General features: G+C 72.5%; 15 protein-coding genes. 8 read left to right on the top strand and 7 right to left on the bottom strand.

All coding sequences use genetic code 11. From position 1 onward, the window contains the following. Window positions 1-2: 2 nt before the first annotated feature. On the bottom strand, window positions 3-737 hold the full coding sequence (locus tag ABZT17_RS13455) for a ZIP family metal transporter (RefSeq protein ID WP_356347715.1): 735 nt from the start codon (window positions 735-737) through the stop codon (window positions 3-5). 105 nt (window positions 738-842) lie between these two features. On the opposite strand from ABZT17_RS13455, the gene cobM reads away from it, so the two are divergent. From cobM to cobC, 6 genes are read left to right on the top strand one after another with little or no spacing between them, the layout of a single operon-like run. Further along, entirely contained in the window at window positions 843-1,661 is an 819-nt protein-coding gene (cobM, locus tag ABZT17_RS13450) for a precorrin-4 C(11)-methyltransferase (protein WP_356347712.1), read from the top strand. A gap of 8 nt (window positions 1,662-1,669) precedes the next feature. After that, on the top strand, window positions 1,670-3,055 hold the full coding sequence (gene cbiE, locus ABZT17_RS13445; protein WP_356347873.1) for a precorrin-6y C5,15-methyltransferase (decarboxylating) subunit CbiE: 1,386 nt from the start codon (window positions 1,670-1,672) through the stop codon (window positions 3,053-3,055). Further along, window positions 3,052-4,743, top strand: a complete 1,692-nt coding sequence (cobJ, locus tag ABZT17_RS13440; RefSeq protein WP_356347708.1) for a precorrin-3B C(17)-methyltransferase — start codon at window positions 3,052-3,054, stop codon at window positions 4,741-4,743. The genes cbiE and cobJ overlap by 4 nt, the downstream gene beginning before the upstream one ends. A gap of 29 nt (window positions 4,744-4,772) precedes the next feature. Next, entirely contained in the window at window positions 4,773-5,363 is a 591-nt protein-coding gene (locus ABZT17_RS13435) for a precorrin-8X methylmutase (protein ID WP_356347871.1), read from the top strand. Beyond that, complete coding sequence (locus tag ABZT17_RS13430; protein WP_356347706.1) at window positions 5,360-6,289, top strand: sirohydrochlorin chelatase; 930 nt, start codon at window positions 5,360-5,362, stop codon at window positions 6,287-6,289. The genes ABZT17_RS13435 and ABZT17_RS13430 overlap by 4 nt, the downstream gene beginning before the upstream one ends. Continuing rightward, window positions 6,279-7,346, top strand: coding sequence for an Rv2231c family pyridoxal phosphate-dependent protein CobC (gene cobC / locus ABZT17_RS13425; protein WP_356347704.1), 1,068 nt, complete (start codon window positions 6,279-6,281; stop codon window positions 7,344-7,346). The genes ABZT17_RS13430 and cobC overlap by 11 nt, the downstream gene beginning before the upstream one ends. A gap of 476 nt (window positions 7,347-7,822) precedes the next feature. Here cobC and ABZT17_RS13420 read toward each other — a convergent pair whose 3' ends face one another. The 6 genes from ABZT17_RS13420 to ABZT17_RS13395 form a co-directional block, all read right to left on the bottom strand. After that, window positions 7,823-8,737, bottom strand: a complete 915-nt coding sequence (locus ABZT17_RS13420) for an SCO1860 family LAETG-anchored protein (protein WP_356347701.1) — start codon at window positions 8,735-8,737, stop codon at window positions 7,823-7,825. A gap of 230 nt (window positions 8,738-8,967) precedes the next feature. Continuing rightward, window positions 8,968-10,059: an amidohydrolase family protein gene (locus tag ABZT17_RS13415; RefSeq protein WP_356347699.1), complete on the bottom strand. Its 1,092-nt coding sequence runs from the start codon at window positions 10,057-10,059 to the stop codon at window positions 8,968-8,970. Window positions 10,060-10,089: 30 nt separating this feature from the next. Beyond that, window positions 10,090-10,881: a PIG-L deacetylase family protein gene (locus ABZT17_RS13410; protein ID WP_356347697.1), complete on the bottom strand. Its 792-nt coding sequence runs from the start codon at window positions 10,879-10,881 to the stop codon at window positions 10,090-10,092. A 71-nt stretch (window positions 10,882-10,952) separates the two neighbouring features. After that, window positions 10,953-11,762: an amino acid ABC transporter ATP-binding protein gene (locus ABZT17_RS13405; RefSeq protein WP_356347695.1), complete on the bottom strand. Its 810-nt coding sequence runs from the start codon at window positions 11,760-11,762 to the stop codon at window positions 10,953-10,955. Next, entirely contained in the window at window positions 11,759-12,595 is an 837-nt protein-coding gene (locus ABZT17_RS13400) for an amino acid ABC transporter permease (protein ID WP_356347693.1), read from the bottom strand. Before ABZT17_RS13400 ends, ABZT17_RS13405 begins: the two co-directional genes overlap by 4 nt. Continuing rightward, window positions 12,592-13,461 carry an ABC transporter substrate-binding protein gene (locus tag ABZT17_RS13395; RefSeq protein WP_356347690.1) on the bottom strand — a complete coding sequence of 290 codons (870 nt, stop codon included), beginning with the start codon at window positions 13,459-13,461 and terminating at the stop codon, window positions 12,592-12,594. Before ABZT17_RS13395 ends, ABZT17_RS13400 begins: the two co-directional genes overlap by 4 nt. A gap of 100 nt (window positions 13,462-13,561) precedes the next feature. Between ABZT17_RS13395 and ABZT17_RS13390 the strand changes: the two genes are divergently transcribed. Continuing rightward, the gene (locus ABZT17_RS13390) at window positions 13,562-14,617 is read left to right on the top strand and encodes an aminotransferase class V-fold PLP-dependent enzyme (protein ID WP_356347686.1); all 1,056 of its coding nucleotides are present in this window, start codon (window positions 13,562-13,564) and stop codon (window positions 14,615-14,617) included. 37 nt (window positions 14,618-14,654) lie between these two features. Next, entirely contained in the window at window positions 14,655-15,182 is a 528-nt protein-coding gene (locus ABZT17_RS13385; RefSeq protein WP_356347683.1) for a DinB family protein, read from the top strand. The last annotated feature ends 189 nt before the right edge of the window (window positions 15,183-15,371 follow it).

Here is a 15,371-nt window from a genome sequence, read left to right as displayed (position 1 = left end):
GATCAGCCGGCCAGGCCGACGACCAGCCAGATGAACAGCACGCCCGCGACCGTGCACAACAGGGTCGAGCGGGCGGGGTGTTCGTGGTGGGCCTCGGGGAGGATCTCGGCGGCGGCCAGATAGAGGAGCACACCGCCGAAGAGGCCGAGATAGCCGCCGAGCAGGCCCTCCGGGATGGTGACGAAGGCCGTCGACGCGGCGCCGATCACCGGGGCCAGCGCGTCCGCGAACAGCATGGTCAGGGCTTTGCGGCGGGCGTTTCCGTACAGGCTGGTGATCGTGTACGTGTTGAAGCCGTCGGCGAAGTCGTGCGCCACGACGGCCAGCGCGACCGCCGCGCCCATGCCGCCGCCGACCTGGAAGGCCGCGCCGATCGCCACACCGTCCATGGCGCTGTGGCCGACCATCGCGGCCGCCGCCGTCATGCCCACCTCGGGCGCCCGGCCATGGGCGTCGGTCTCCTCGCCGCCGTGCGCGGCCTGACGGGCGGCGAGCAGCCGTTCGACCAGATGAGCGAGGAGGAAACCGGCCACGAAGAGGAGCAGGGCCGCGGGTACGCCGAAGACCTCGTCGCCGGCCGCCTGCAGCGCCTCCGGCAGCAGATCCAGGCCGACCACACCGAGCATCAGTCCGCCGGCCAGTCCCAGGACGAGATGGCGACGGTCGGTCACGCGCTGTGCCGTCCAGCCGCCGGCCAGCGTCATCAGGAACGCGCCGAGCGCGACGAAGACCGCCATGGGGACTTGTTATCCGATCAACGGCCGTTCGCGCACATCGTGCGGCCTCTGAGGCCCCGACCGTAAGACGTTTTGCCCGAGTTGTACAGGAGAGGACCGATTTCCATGGCCGATGCCCCCACCGGCAAGGTGACCTTCGTCGGTGCCGGCCCCGGCGCCGCCGATCTGCTGACGTTCCGTGCCGCGCGGGCCATCGCCGAGGCCGACGTGGTCATCTGGGCCGCGAGCCTGGTGCAGGCGGAGGTCCTCGACCACGCGCGCGAGGGTGCGGAGATCCTCGACTCGGCGACGATGTCGCTGGAGGACGTGGTCGCCGTCTACGAGCGGGCGCGGGAGGAGGGGCTGAGGGTGGCCCGGATCCACTCCGGGGACCCCGCCCTGTGGGGCGGCACCCAGGAGCAGCTCGACCGCTGTGCCCGGATCGGGATCCCGACCGAGGTCGTCCCGGGCGTCTCCGCCTTCTCCGCCGTCGCCGCGCTCGCGCGGCGCGAGCTGACGATTCCCGAGGTCGCGCAGTCCGTCGTCCTCACGCGGCTCGGTGGCGGCAAGACGCCGATGCCGCCCGGGGAGGAGGTGCGGGAGTTCGCGCGGCACGGCACCACCATGGCGATCTTCCTGTCGGCGGCGCGCAGCGGACAGCTGGTCCGGGAGCTGCTGGAGGGCGGCTATCCGACCTCCACCCCGGTCGTCGTCGCCTACCAGGCGACCTGGCCCGAGGAGCTGCTGGTGCGCTGCACGATCGGCACGCTGGAGGAGACGGTCAAGGAGCACAAGCTCTGGAAGCACACGCTCTTCCTGGTCGGACCGGCGCTGGACGCCGAGGGCACGCGCTCGCACCTCTACCACCCCGGCCACTTCCACGGGTTCCGCAAGGCCGACCCCGAGGCCCGCAGGGCGCTGCGCGAGCGAGGGGCGACCACATGAGCGATCACCTGATCACGGTCGTCGGTACGGGGACGGGGGCGCCGCTCCCGGCCGACGTACGGGACGTCCTGGCGCAGGCGCGGCTGGTCGTCGGCGGGCGCCGGCACCTGGCCGCGGCTCCGGTACCGGCGGACGCCGAGCAGGTCGTCCTGGGCCCGCTCGTCCCGGCGCTGGACGTCGTCGAGCGGCACCTGGAGAAGGAGGGCCGGGTGGTCGTGCTGGCCTCCGGCGACCCCGGGTTCTTCGGGATCGTCCGGGCGCTGGCGGAGCGGTTCGGGGCGGAGCGGCTGGAGGTGCGGGCGGGGGTGTCGTCCGTCGCCGCCGCGTTCGCCCGGGTCGGGCTGCCGTGGGACGACGCGGTGGTCGTCAGCGCCCACGGCCGGGAACTGCGGACCGCGGTGAACGTGTGCCGGGCCCGCCCGAAGGTGGCGGTACTGACGGGCCCGGGGGCGGGTCCGGCAGAACTGGGAGCCGCACTGCTGCGAACCGCGCGGGGGGCGGCGGACCTGGCCACGCGGGGGACGGAAGACCTTGCCGCACGGGGAACGGGGAACCTTGCCGCACGGGGGACGGAGGGCGGGGCCGCGTCGGGCTTCACGGAGCTCTCGGCCGCACGGGTTGACGAACCCGGCGCGCGTGTGCTCGTCGTCGCCTCCGCTCTCGACTCCGAGGACGAGCGTGTGGAGCGGGTCACGCCGGCCGAGGCCGCGGAACGGGACTGGGGAGCGGACGTCAGCGTGGTGCTGTGTCTCGACGAGCGGCACGCCCTCGGTGGGGTGCGTACGGTCGCCGGTGGGTCGGCCGGCCCCGCCCGATGGGCCCTGGACGAGGCCGAGTTCAGCCATCGCGACTCGATGATCACCAAGTCCGAGGTGCGGGCCCTGGCGCTCGCCCGGCTAGGACCGCGCCTCGGTGAGCTGGTGTGGGACATCGGGGCGGGCTCCGGATCCGTGGCCGTGGAGTGCGCGCGCTTCGGAGCCGCCGTCACCGCCGTGGAGAAGACGGCCGACGGCGTCGAGCGGATCCGTGCCAACGCCCTCGCCCACGGCGTGGACGTCCAGGTCGTGCACGGCTCGGCACCCGCCGCACTGGACGAACTCGACGACCCCGACGCCGTGTTCGTCGGCGGCGGCGGACGTGAGCTGCCCGGCATCGTCACCGCGTGCGCGCATCGCGCCCGGCGGACGGTCGTGGTCGCCATGGCGGCGCTGGACCGGGTCCCGGCGGTGCGCGCGGCGCTGACGGGTGCCGGGTTCGGCTGCGACGGGGTGCTGCTGCAGTCGTCGCGGCTCGCGCCGCTGCCCGGGGATGTGAGCCGGCTCGCGGCCACCAACCCCGTCTTTCTGTTGTGGGGAGTCCGGACTCCCGCCTCTGACGAAGGAGTTGCTCAGTGATCGGCCTGATTTCCGCCACCTCGGCGGGGGCGGCGGCGCGCGACCGGCTGGCGGCCGCGTGGCCGGACCGTACGCGGGTGTACGAGGGTCCTGTGGGGGACGCCGTACGGGCCGCGTTCGCGGAGTGCGAGCAGCTGGTGTGCTTCCTGGCCACGGGGGCGGTGGTGCGGCTGGTGGCGCCGCTGCTGGGGGACAAGAGGACCGACCCGGGTGTGGTGTGCGTCGACGAGGGCGGGCGGTTCGCCGTGTCGCTGGTCGGCGGACACGGGGGCGGCGCCAATGAACTCGCCGAAGAGGTCGGGGAGTTGCTGGGGGCGCGGCCGGTGGTGACCACGGCGACGGACGCGGTGGGGGTGCCGGGTCTCGACATGCTCGGCTTCCCCGTGGAGGGGGATGTCGCGGGGGTCTCCCGTGCGCTGCTGGACGGCGAACCGGTCGCGCTGAAGGGCGAGTTGGCCTGGCCGCTGCCCCCGCTGCCGGTCACCGCCGAAGGCACGTACACCATCCGTGTGTCGGATCGTGCCGTGGAGCCCGCCGAGCACGAGGTCGTGCTCCGGCCGCCGTCCCTGGTCGTCGGCGTGGGAGCGTCCAGGGGCGCCCCCGTCGAGGAGGTCCTCGGCCTGGTCGGGACCGCCCTGCGTGACGCCGGCCTCTCCCCCGCCTCCCTCGCCGAACTCGCCACCGTCGACGCCAAGTCCGACGAGCCCGGGATCGTGGGGGCGGCCGAGCGGCTGGGGGTGCCACTGGTCACCCACCCCGCCGAGGAACTGGCGTCGGTCGAGGTGCCCCACCCCTCCGACGCGCCCCTCGCCGCGGTCGGCACCCCGTCCGTCGCCGAGGCCGCCGCCCTCGCCCGCGGCGGTGAACTCCTCGTACCCAAACGGAAGTCGGAGCGTGCCGACGGGCGGCCGGCGATGGTGACCTGCGCCGTCGTACGGCGTCCCGCGCGCGGCCGGCTCGCGGTCGTCGGGCTCGGACCCGGCGCCCGCGACCTGCTCACCCCGCGCGCCGCCGCCGAACTGCGGCGCGCCTCCGTGCTCGTGGGGCTCGACCAGTACGTCGACCAGATCCGCGATCTGCTGCGCCCCGGCACCCGCGTCCTGGAGTCGGGTCTCGGCGCCGAGGAGGAGCGGGCCCGCACCGCGGTCGCCGAGGCGCGGCGCGGACAGGCCGTCGCACTGATCGGCAGCGGGGACGCCGGGGTCTACGCCATGGCCTCGCCCGCGCTCGCGGAGGCCTCGGACGACATCGACGTGATCGGCGTACCCGGGGTGACGGCGGCGCTCGCCGCGGGCGCCGTCCTGGGCGCGCCGCTCGGCCACGACCATGTCTCCATCAGCCTCTCCGATCTGCACACGCCGTGGGAGGTCATCGAGCGGCGGGTGCGGGCCGCGGCCGAGGCGGATCTCGTGGTCACCTTCTACAACCCCCGTTCCCGGGGCCGGGACTGGCAGCTTCCCAAGGCGCTGGCGATCCTCGCCGGGCACCGGGAGCCGACGACACCGGTCGGAGTCGTACGCAACGCGTCCCGGCCGGACGAGTCCAGCCGGCTGACGACACTGGCCGGCCTCGATCCGGCGACGGTCGACATGATGACGGTCGTGACCGTGGGCAACACGGCGACCCGCGACATCGCGGGGCGTATGGTGACGCCGCGCGGCTACCGCTGGCAGGAGGCCGCGTCATGAGCGGATCCGCCGCGGGGCAGGAGACCGGTGTGGCCAGGGTCGTGCACCCCATCGAAGCGGAGTCCTACCGGCGCCTGCGCGCCCGGCTGGACACCTCGCACTTCCCGCCGCTGACCCGGGCCGTGGTGGAGCGGGTGATCCACTCCGCCGCCGACCTCGGCTACGCCGACGATCTCGTCATGGACGAGGGCGAGTTGGCGAAGGCGCACGCCGCGCTGCACGCCGGGGCGCCCGTCGTCGTGGACGTCGAGATGGTCGCGGCCGGGATCACCCGCCGCAGGACCGTCTGCCGTCTCAGGGACGCCAGGGCCGAGGCGGGGCTGACCCGTTCGGCGCACGCGATACGTCTCGCCTACGAGCAGGTCGGGCCCGGCGCCCTCTGGGTGATCGGCAACGCGCCCACCGCCCTTGAGGAGTTGCTGACCCTGGACGCCTCCCCCGCGCTGGTCATCGGCCTGCCCGTCGGCTTCGTCGGCGCGGTCGAGTCCAAGGCCGCGCTGCGCGGGAGCGGTCTGCCCGCCGTGAGCAACGTGTCCGAGAAGGGCGGTTCGGCGGTCGCCTCCGCCGCGCTCAACGCCCTGCTGTACCACCCCACTTCACCGTCTGAGGAGACCTCGTGACCACCCCGCCGCCCGCCCTGCTCATCGCCGGTCATGGCACCCGGGACGACGCCGGAGCCGAGGCGTTCCGCGACTTCGTCCGGGAGCTCGGTCGCCGCCACCCCGAACTGCCCGTCGCGGGCGGCTTCATCGAACTGTCCCCGCCGCCGCTGGGCGAGGCGGTCGCGGAGCTGGTGGAGCGGGGCGTACGCCGCTTCGCCGCCGTACCGCTGATGCTGGTGTCCGCCGGGCACGCCAAGGGTGACATCCCGGCGGCCCTCGTCCGCGAGAAGGAACGGCACGCCGGGATCTCGTACACCTACGGCCGCCCGCTGGGCCCGCACCCGTCCCTGCTCGCCGTCCTGGAGCGGCGTCTGGACGAGGCGCTCGGTGGTGGCCCGCGCACGCCGGAGGACCGGGCCGATGTGACCGTGCTGCTGGTCGGGCGCGGCTCGACCGACCCGGACGCCAACGCCGAGGTGCACAAGGCGGCGCGGCTGCTGTGGGAGGGGCGCGGTTACGCCGGTGTGGAGACGGCGTTCGTCTCGCTCGCGGCGCCGGACGTGCCGAGCGGGCTCGACCGTTGCGTGCGGCTGGGTGCCCGGCGGATCGTCGTACTCCCCTACTTCCTGTTCACCGGCATCCTGCCGGACCGGGTGAGGCAGCAGACCGAGGGCTGGGCGGCCGCGCATCCGGAGGTCGAGGTACGGTCGGCCGAGGTCATCGGCCCCGAGCCGGAGCTGCTCGATCTGGTGATGGAGCGGTACGAGGAGGCCGTGAAGGGTGATCTGCGGATGAACTGCGACTCGTGTGTGTACCGGATCGCGCTGCCCGGGTTCGAGGACAAGGTCGGTCTGCCGCAGCAGCCGCACTTCCACCCGGACGACGACGGCCACCATCACCACCACGGGCACCACCACCACGGCGGACACGCCCATGCACACTGACAGAAGCGCCCATGACCTGCGGCACCACGGCGACGCCGAGGTGCGTGACGACGGCGCGAAGCTGGTCGACCTGGCCGTCAACGTCCGCGCGGACACACCGCCGGCCTGGCTGCGGGCCCGCATCGCCGAGTCGCTGACGGGCCTCGCCGCCTACCCCGACGGCCGGGCCGCCCGGGCGGCGGTGGCCGCCCGGCACGGTCTCCCGGCGGAACGGGTGCTGCTGACGGCGGGTGCGGCGGAGGCCTTCGTGTTGCTCGCCAGGGCCCTGAAGGTCCGTCAGCCGGTCGTGGTGCACCCGCAGTTCACGGAACCGGAGGCGGCGCTGCGGGACGCCGGTCACACGGTGGACCGCGTGCTGCTGCGCGAGGAGGACGGTTTCCGTCTCGATCCGGCGGCCGTTCCCGGGGACGCCGACCTCGTCGTGATCGGCAACCCGACGAACCCGACGTCCGTCCTCCACCCGGCCGAGTCCATCGTCCGACTCGCCCGGCCGGGGCGGACGTTGGTGGTGGACGAGGCGTTCATGGACGCGGTGCCGGGCGAGCGGGAGGCGCTGGCCGGCCGCACGGACGTGCCCGGCCTGGTCGTCCTGCGCAGTCTGACCAAGACCTGGGGACTCGCCGGTCTGCGCATCGGCTATGTCCTGGCCTCCCCGGAGACCATCGCCGAGCTGGAGCGCGCCCAGCCCCTCTGGCCGGTCTCCACCCCGGCGCTCGCCGCCGCCGAGGCCTGTGTCGGCTCCCAGGCCCTCGCGGAGGCGGCCCACGCGGCCCACCGCGTCGCGGCCGACCGGGCCCATCTGGTCGCGGGCCTGGGCGAGTTCGGCCCGGACGGACTCCGCATCGTGGAACCGGCCCAGGCCCCCTTCGTCCTCGTACGCCTGCCGAGGGCGACAGCCGTCCGCCGCCATCTCCGGGACCTGGGCTTCGCGGTACGCCGGGGCGACACCTTCCCGGGCCTCGGCCAGGACTGGCTGCGCCTCGCGGTACGCGACCGCCCCACGGTCAACTCCTTCCTCCAGGCCCTCGACCAGGCGATAACACTGACCGACCACTGAGACACGGATCAGTGACCACGCGAGACGGCAAATGCGCCAGGCGACGACTCCACACGCGCCATGACGCCGAGGCACGGGGCTGTGACCGCGGGGACCGACGACGCCAACGAACCGCCAAGGCACGGAGCCCTGAAGCCGCGAGACGGTGACGCCGGGGGCTCGCTGAGGCGCGGAGCGGGAACCGCGCCGGGCCGTGACGTCGACAGACCGCCGAAGCGCGGGAGGTGCCGCCGACGGACCGCCAAGGCACGGAGCCGTGAAGGCGCCCGGCGACGACTCCACACGCGCCGTCACGCCGCCGGACCGCCCAGGCGCGGAGCCCGGAAGCCGCGAGACGGTGACGCCCCCGGGGCCCGGCGAGGTACGAAGCCGCAACCACGCGAGACGGCGCATGCGCCGAGCGGTGGTCGCGCGGGGCCGCGTGTGTGCCGGGCCCTGGTGTTGTCGTGCCGGTGTGGGGGCGGTCGGGGGTGGTTTCAGGGTTGGCTGCGGCGGGTCAGTGTCAGTGCTCCACCGCCCGCCGCGAGCAGGGCGATCGCGCCGCCCGCCAGGTACGGCGTGAGCGAACTGGCGCCGGTCTCGGCGAGGCCGGCCTCCTTGCCGGGCCCGCCCTGGGCCTTCACGCCGCCGGAGTCACGTGACGGGTCGCTGCTCGGGCCGCCCTGTGTCGAGGCCGGTGCCTCGCAGGTCGCCTCGGCCAGGGTCAGGGTGCCCTCGACCTCGGCGACGTTGAGCTTCAACGGGTTGACGGAGACCCTGAGTTCGAGCGCGGTGGCGGCGGCCGTGCGAGACGTGGTCGACCGCTTGGAGAGGTCGAGACGGACCTCTCCGATGCCGGGGACCTCGACGTCGGTGGGGCCACCGGCCGTGACGGTGACCTTCTTGCCGAGGACGTCGACCGCGCCGAGGAGGTCTGACTCGGCGACCGGTGCTCTGCCCGCAGCGCAGGTCGCCCTGGAGGTGACCTGGCCGATCTCGATCAGAGACAGCAGGGGCAGGCCGGGGACATGGAGCTTGGCGTGGGCGAGGCGGGTGTAGCCCTCGGCCCCGGTGGAGGTGACGGTGGCCTTCGCAGTGGCGACCTCGGCGTCCAGGACGCTGAAGGGCTTTCCGCCGTCCACACCGTCCAGCCGGGCGGTGAGCGCGCTCTTCTCGGCGCTCCGGGGCGCCTGGACCTGGTTGAGCGAGACCGCGAGCGGGACGTTCACGGTCTTGTTGAGCAGGGACACATCGAGCCCGGTGCGCAGGACGACGGCGCTCGCGCGACCCTGCTCACCGCTCGCGTGCGCGGCGCCCGCGCCGGCCAGGGCCGCGGGACCCGCGGCGAGCGCCGTGGCCGCCGCGACGGTGGCGAGACGGCGTGCGGGCATACGGAAGTTCTTGCCGTTCAAGGTGGGGACCCGTCAAGGAGACTTGCTCGGGACCCGCCAAGAATTACGCACGACGAGTGAACGGAGGGGATTCCAGCGCCAGTTCACCCCATCGTGCGTTCCGCGTGAACGTTTTCGAATCGGTCGGCACAGGCGTTCCACTCTTTCGCCGCCGGACCGCCTTCTGTCCGAATACGGCGGTTGACGAACCGCGCACAGGACGGCGCACAGGACGGCGCACGGCGCGTCAACTAGCCGATCACCCTCCCGTTCAGCACCACCCGCCGCGGGGCCGCCAACACCCGTACGTCCGCCCGTGGATCCTCCGCGTACACGATCAGGTCGGCCGGCGCCCCCTCCTCCAGGCCCGGCCGCCCGAGCCATGTGCGTGCGGCCCAGGTCGTCGCCGAGAGGGCCACCACGGGCGGGATTCCCGCGGTCACCAGTTCGGCGACCTCCGTGGCCACCAGTCCATGGGCGAGATGGCCGCCGGCGTCGGTACCGACGAACACCGGGACACCGGCGTCGTAGGCGCCCCGCACGGTGTCGTAGCGGCGTTCGTGGAGGCGTCGCATATGGGCCGCCCACCGGGGGAACTTCTCCTGGCCGCCCGCCGCGAGCTGCGGGAAGGTGGCGATGTTGACGAGGGTCGGGACGATCGCGACTCCGCGCTCGGCGAAGAGCGGGATCAGGTCGTCGGTCAGACCGGTCGCGTGCTCGACGCAGTCGATGCCGGCCTCGACCAGGTCCTCCAGGGAGTTCTCGGCGAAGCAGTGCGCGGTGACGCGGGCGCCGAGGCGGTGGGCCTCGGCGATGGCCGCCCCGACCGCCTCGCGCGGCCAGCTGGGAGTCAGGTCGCCCACCTCGCGGTCGATCCAGTCGCCGACCAGCTTGACCCAGCCGTCGCCCCGCCGGGCCTCCTGGGCGACATACGCGACCAGGTCCTCCGGCTCGATCTCCCAGGCGTAGCCGCGCATGTAGCGGCGGGTGCGGGCGATGTGCCGGCCGGCCCGGATGATCTTCGGGAGGTCCTCACGGTCGTCGACCCAGCGGGTGTCCGAGGGCGAACCGGCGTCGCGGATGAGGAGGGTGCCCGCGTCCCGGTCGGTCAGCGCCTGCTTCTCGGCCACGTCCCGCTCGACCGGCCCGTGCGGGCCGAGCCCGACATGGCAGTGGGCGTCGACGAGGCCGGGCAGGGCCCAGCCCTCGACGGTACGGACGTCACGGGCGCCGCCGGGACGGTCGTAGGAGATCCGGCCGTCGACCACCCACAGCTCGTCCCGGACGTCCTCGGGGCCGGCCAGGACGCGGCCCTTCACGTGCAGCACCGTGCGATCGCTCATGGACTGCACCTTAACCAGCCGCCGTGCGGGTCACTGCTCCCAGGGCGGCGGGCCTTCGAAGGACAGCATGTGCACGTCGAAGAGGACGGCGGCCTCGACGCCGAGAGCGGGGCCGCCACGGCGTGCCGACCAGGTCAGGAAGGGGCGCGGCTCGAAGCCCTGCGCACCGAGGCCCTTGGTGTACTCGGCGTGGGCGGTCAGGGAGGCGATGCCCCGCTCGAGCGGTTCGCCCGTGACGTCCACGCCATGGGTGGGCCGCTCGGCGCCGGCGACGCAGACGAAGCGGACCCCGCCCCAGGGTTCGAGGCCCTCGTCGGCGAGTTCCGGGAAGATCCACCGGTTGCCCGCGTCACGCGCCGCGTCCAGCGCGGCGAGGCCCACGACCCGGTGGTCGGCCTGGTTGACCAGCCCGGCGACCATCGTCACGGTGTACGCGCCGGTCACCAGAACCTCCGGGCGGTGGCGGCGGATGGACCGCACGATGTCGCGGCGCAGCGCGGGCCCGTACTCGACGACTCCGTCCCGGTGGTCGAGGAACTCGACCGTGTCCACGCCCACTTCACGGGCCCCGGCCCGCTCCTCGGTCTCGCGCAGCGGGCCGGCCGTGTCCGGGTGCACCCCGTCGATGCCCGCCTCGCCCCGCGTGACCAGCAGATACGTGACCCGCTTGCCCTGGGCGGTCCAGCGGGCCACGGCGGAGGCGGTGCCGTACTCGATGTCGTCGGGGTGGGCCGCCACGGCCAGACATCGCTCCCAGTCCTCCGGGAGGGGCGTGAGCGGGGTGGCGGCTCCGGGGCCGGCCGGGTCGTCGTGAGTCGTCATGCACCGAATGATGCCGGTTCGGGTCGAGTGGGCGACAGCGGAATGTATGTCTCCTTTTCCGGGTGCCGGGCTCAGTCGCCGTCGCCGACCTGGTCCGAGGTCTCCTCCTCCACCTCGGCCATCGCCGGGTCGAGGAGCCGGGAGAGGAAGTGGCGGGTACGGGCGTGGGCGGGACGGCTGATGACCTGGTCCGGGTGGCCGTCCTCGACGACGACTCCGCCGTCCATGAAGACGACCCGGTCGGCGACCTCGCGGGCGAAGGTCATCTCATGGGTGACGACCATCATGGTCATGCCCTCGCGCGCGAGCATCCGCATGACGGCCAGCACGTCTCCGACCAGTTCGGGGTCGAGCGCGGAGGTCGGCTCGTCGAAGAGCATCACCTCGGGCCCCATCGACAACGACCGCGCGATCGCCACGCGCTGCTGCTGGCCGCCGGAGAGGGAGGCGGGGTAGGCGTCCGCCTTCTCCGACAGACCGACCCGCTCCAGGTTCTCGGCGGCCACCCGGGCGGCCTGCGCCTTGTCCCGCCCGAGGACCCGGCGCTGGGGCAGGGTGAGGTTCTCGGTCACCGTGAGGTGCGGGAAGAGGTTGAACTGCTGGAAGACCATGCCGATACGGCGGCGTACGGCGTCGATGTCGACGTCGGGATCGGTGAGTTCGGTGCCGCCGACGAAGATCTGGCCCTTGGTCGGCTCCTCCAGGAGGTTCACGCACCGCAGCAGCGTCGACTTGCCGGAGCCCGAGGGGCCGATGACGCACACCACCTCGCCCTGGCCGATCTCCAGGTCGATGCCGCGCAGGACCTCGTTGTCGCCGAACGACTTGTGCAGACCGCGCACCTGGATCTCCGGACGCACGGCATGCGGCTGCTCGCTCATTTCACGGCCTCCTGGGCCTTCGCCTCCATACGGCGTACGACGAAGCCGAGCGGGATGGTCACCAGCAGGTAGCACAGGCCGGCGACGAGGATCGGCGTGGAGTTGGCGGTCTGGCTGGCCAGGTCGCGGCCGTACTTGGACAGTTCACGCTCCTCCAGCGTCACGCCGAGGAACAGGACGAGGGAGGAGTCCTTGAACAGCAGGACCAACTCGTTGGTCAGCGGCGGGAGGATGATGCGGAAGGCCTGCGGGATGATGATGGAGACCATGGCGCGGGCGGGCGAGAAGCCCAGCGAACGGGCGGCCTCCATCTGCCCCTTGGGCACCGCCTGGATGCCGGCGCGGATCGTCTCCGCCATGTAGGCGGCGGCGACCAGACCGAGGGCGAGGGCGACCTTGCCGTAGGTGCCGCCGACGATCTCCGTGCCGGGGAAGGCCAGCGGGACGGCGACCCCGATGAAGATGAAGATCAGCAGGGCGGGCAGTCCGCGGAAGATCTCGATGTAGACGCCGGCCAGCCAGCGGTAGGGGCCGACGGACGACAGCCGCATCAGCGCGATCACCATGCCGAGGGCCAGTCCGACGACGAAGCCGGAGAGGGTGTACAGCACGGTGTTCTTCAGGGCGAGCGTGATGACGTCCGGGAACATCTGCCGGGCGATGCTTCCCTGCGCGAACTGGTTCTTCAGCCGCCCCCAGTCCGCCGCGACCGCGAAGGCGATCACGGCGGCGACGAAGACGACGTACTGGACACCGCGCGACAGACTGCGCTTCTGACTGCGCGTCAGGCCCTTCTTGCGGGGCTGGAGCCGGGTGTCCGCCGGCGCGGTCATGAGGCGGAGGGGGACGCGGCGGACTGGTCGTAGGGGCCGATCCACTTCTCGTACAGCTTCTTGTAGGTGCCGTCGGCCTTGGCGTTCTTGATCGCCTTGTTGATGGCGGCCAGGAGCTTGGTGTTGCCCTTCTTCACCGTGAAGCCGTACTGCTCACCGGTGTTGATGTTGTCGGCGAGCTGGAAGGCGGCGGCGTTGGCCTTGTCCTTCAGCCAGCCCTGGACCACGGGATAGTCGATGATCACGGCCTTGACCTGTCCGGTGCGCAGACCGTTGAGCACGGCGTCGGAGGACTCGAAGGACACCGGGTCGAAGCCCTGCTTCTTGGCGTAGTCCTCACCGGTGGTCTGCGCCTGCGCGCCCAGCTTGACCTTCTTGGCCTTCGCGTCGGCCAGCGAGGTGATGCCGCTGTTCTTGTCGACCAGGAGCGCCTGGGTGGCGTCGAAGTACGGGTCGGAGAAGTCGACGTTCTTCTTGCGTTCGGCGGTGATGGTCATACCGGCCGCGGCCAGGTCGCACTCGCCGGAGTTGAGGAAGGCGCCCGTCTTGAAGTTCTCGAAGGGGGTGTCGAGGATCTTCTGCTTCACCCCGAGGTCCTTGGCGACGAGGTCGATGAGCGACACGTCGAAGCCCTGCACCGTGCCGTCGATCTCCGACTGGAAGGGCGGGTACGGAAGGTGGGTGCAGGTGGTGAGCTGTCCGCCCTTGACGAGGGTGACCCCGCCGGCGGCGGTCTTGCTGCCGCCGTTGTCGGTCGAGGTACAGCCGGAGGCGGTGAGGGCCACGAGCAGCAGGCCGGTGATCGCGGTGGGGACGGCCAGGGCACGGCGTGGGGCGCCGGAGCGGCGGCCGGGGACGGTGTGCACGGGAACCTCCTGTGGGGGGCGAAGTCGCCGGCCGGGGGTGGGGGTGGGGTGCCGGTTACTCTCGTCACCTCTACCCCATGACCGAGAAGAAGGCACCGCCGTGACACACCCGTTCCTGGACCTGGCCCCGCTGAGCGCCGCCCGCTTCGCCGAGATCGAGGACCGGGTCGCCCGTTTGCTGGACACCCGGCAGGACGTCGTGATCATGCAGGGTGAGGCGCTGCTGCCGCTGGAGGGGGCGATCCGGGGAGCGGCCGGTCCTGGCACCGTCGCGCTGAACGTCATCACCGGGCCGTACGGGCAGACCTTCGGGAACTGGCTGCGCGACTGCGGGGCGACGGTGGTCGACCTCGCGGTGCCGTTCCACACGGCGGTGAGCGCCGAGCAGATCCAGGAGGCCTTCGACGAGCACCCGGCGATCGACTTCGTCTCCCTCGTGCACGCGGAGGCGGCGACCGGGAACACCAATCCGGTCGCGGAGATCGGGGAGGTGGTACGGCGGCACGGCGCGCTGTTCCATCTGGACGCCGTCGCCTCCGTCGGGGCCGAGCCGGTGGTGCCGGACGCGTGGGGTGTGGACCTGTGCGTCATCGGGGCGCAGAAGGCGATGGGCGGGCCGGCGGGTGTGTCGGCGGTGTCGGTGAGCGAGCGGGCGTGGGCGCGGATGGCAGCCAATCCGGGCGCGCCGAGGCGGTCGTACCTCTCCCTTCTGGACTGGAAGGAGCGGTGGGTCGACGGCGGCCGGAAGACGCTGCCGCACGCGCCCGCGCAGCTGGAGATGCTGGCACTGGAGGCATGCCTGGAGCGGATCGAGGCCGTGGGACTGGACACGGTGACGGCCCGGCACGCGGCGGCCGCGGCGGCGGCTCGGGCGGGGGCGGTGGCTCTGGGCGGAGGCCTTGAGCCGTACGTGTACGAGGAGCGGGAGGCGGCGCCGGTCGCCACGACCCTGCGGGTGCCGGCGGGGGTGGTGGCGTCGGAGGTGGTGGAGCGGGCGCTGGCGGCCGGTCCCGGGCTGCCGTTGGCGGCGGGTGGGGGCGCGCTGGCCAAGGAGATGATCCGGGTGAACCACTACGGGGCCGACGCGCGGGTGGACGTGGTGGAGGCGTGTCTGACGGCGCTCGGCACCGCGCTGGCGGAGGTTCGGAGCCACTGACAGCGTCGGTGTCGGAGGGGCGTGCCATGCTCCCCGCATGACCACCAACACACCCCACACCCTGCCCGACGGCCGCACCGTCCCCCACCTCACCGGCGAGGAGCGGCCCATGCTCGACAGCTGGCTCGACTTCCATCGGGCCACGCTGGAGCTGAAGTGCAGGGAACTGGACGACGCCCAGGTGCGGTTGGCCTCGGCGGAGCCGTCGGCCCTGACCCTGCTCGGCCTGGTGCAGCATCTCGCCGAGGTCGAGCGGAACTGGTTCCAGCGGGTGGTGGCGGGGCTGGACGTGCCACCGGTGTACGGGGAGGGCAACGGGTACGTCCTCGATCCGGCGCGCGGGCTCGACGAGGCGCTGGACGTGTGGCGGCGGGAGGTCGCCCGGGGGCGGGAGCTGTGCGCAGGGCGGTCGCTGGACTACATCGGCCGGATCAGTGACGGATTCATGGCCGGGATCGATGTGAGTCTGCGCTGGGTGCTGATTCACATGATCGAGGAGTACGCCCGGCACAACGGCCACGCGGATATCCTGCGCGAGCGTATCGACGGGGTTACCGGATCCTGAATACGGCGTAATTCATCAATTTCCATTCGAAGCAGCTTCCCGTTGTCTTCTGCCCGCTTCATCAGAACCTAAACGCAAAGATTTCGCGAACGCCGTCGGGGGTAATTCGAGCAGATCTCGTGAGGGTTACACGGCTGTGACGCGTTACACATCGAGCCCGTTTTGCGCGGTAATTCCCACACAAAACGG

It is taken from the genome of Streptomyces sp. NPDC005648, assembly GCF_040605395.1.
Lineage (GTDB): Bacteria > Actinomycetota > Actinomycetes > Streptomycetales > Streptomycetaceae > Streptomyces.
The sequence above is the reverse complement of the archived record's forward strand: the minus strand, read 5'-3'. Positions and strand labels throughout refer to the sequence as shown.

Bases quoted from the DNA above. Each gene is read 5' to 3' on its own strand.
- ABZT17_RS13455 (WP_356347715.1), bottom strand. From the start codon at position 737: ATGGCGGTCTTCGTCGCGCTCGGCGCGTTCCTGATGACGCTGGCCGGC.
- cobM (WP_356347712.1), top strand. From the start codon at position 843: ATGGCCGATGCCCCCACCGGCAAGGTGACCTTCGTCGGTGCCGGCCCC.
- cobC (WP_356347704.1), top strand. From the start codon at position 6,279: ATGCACACTGACAGAAGCGCCCATGACCTGCGGCACCACGGCGACGCC.
- ABZT17_RS13415 (WP_356347699.1), bottom strand. From the start codon at position 10,059: ATGAGCGATCGCACGGTGCTGCACGTGAAGGGCCGCGTCCTGGCCGGC.
- ABZT17_RS13410 (WP_356347697.1), bottom strand. From the start codon at position 10,881: ATGACGACTCACGACGACCCGGCCGGCCCCGGAGCCGCCACCCCGCTC.
- ABZT17_RS13405 (WP_356347695.1), bottom strand. From the start codon at position 11,762: ATGAGCGAGCAGCCGCATGCCGTGCGTCCGGAGATCCAGGTGCGCGGT.
- ABZT17_RS13400 (WP_356347693.1), bottom strand. From the start codon at position 12,595: ATGACCGCGCCGGCGGACACCCGGCTCCAGCCCCGCAAGAAGGGCCTG.
- ABZT17_RS13385 (WP_356347683.1), top strand. From the start codon at position 14,655: ATGACCACCAACACACCCCACACCCTGCCCGACGGCCGCACCGTCCCC.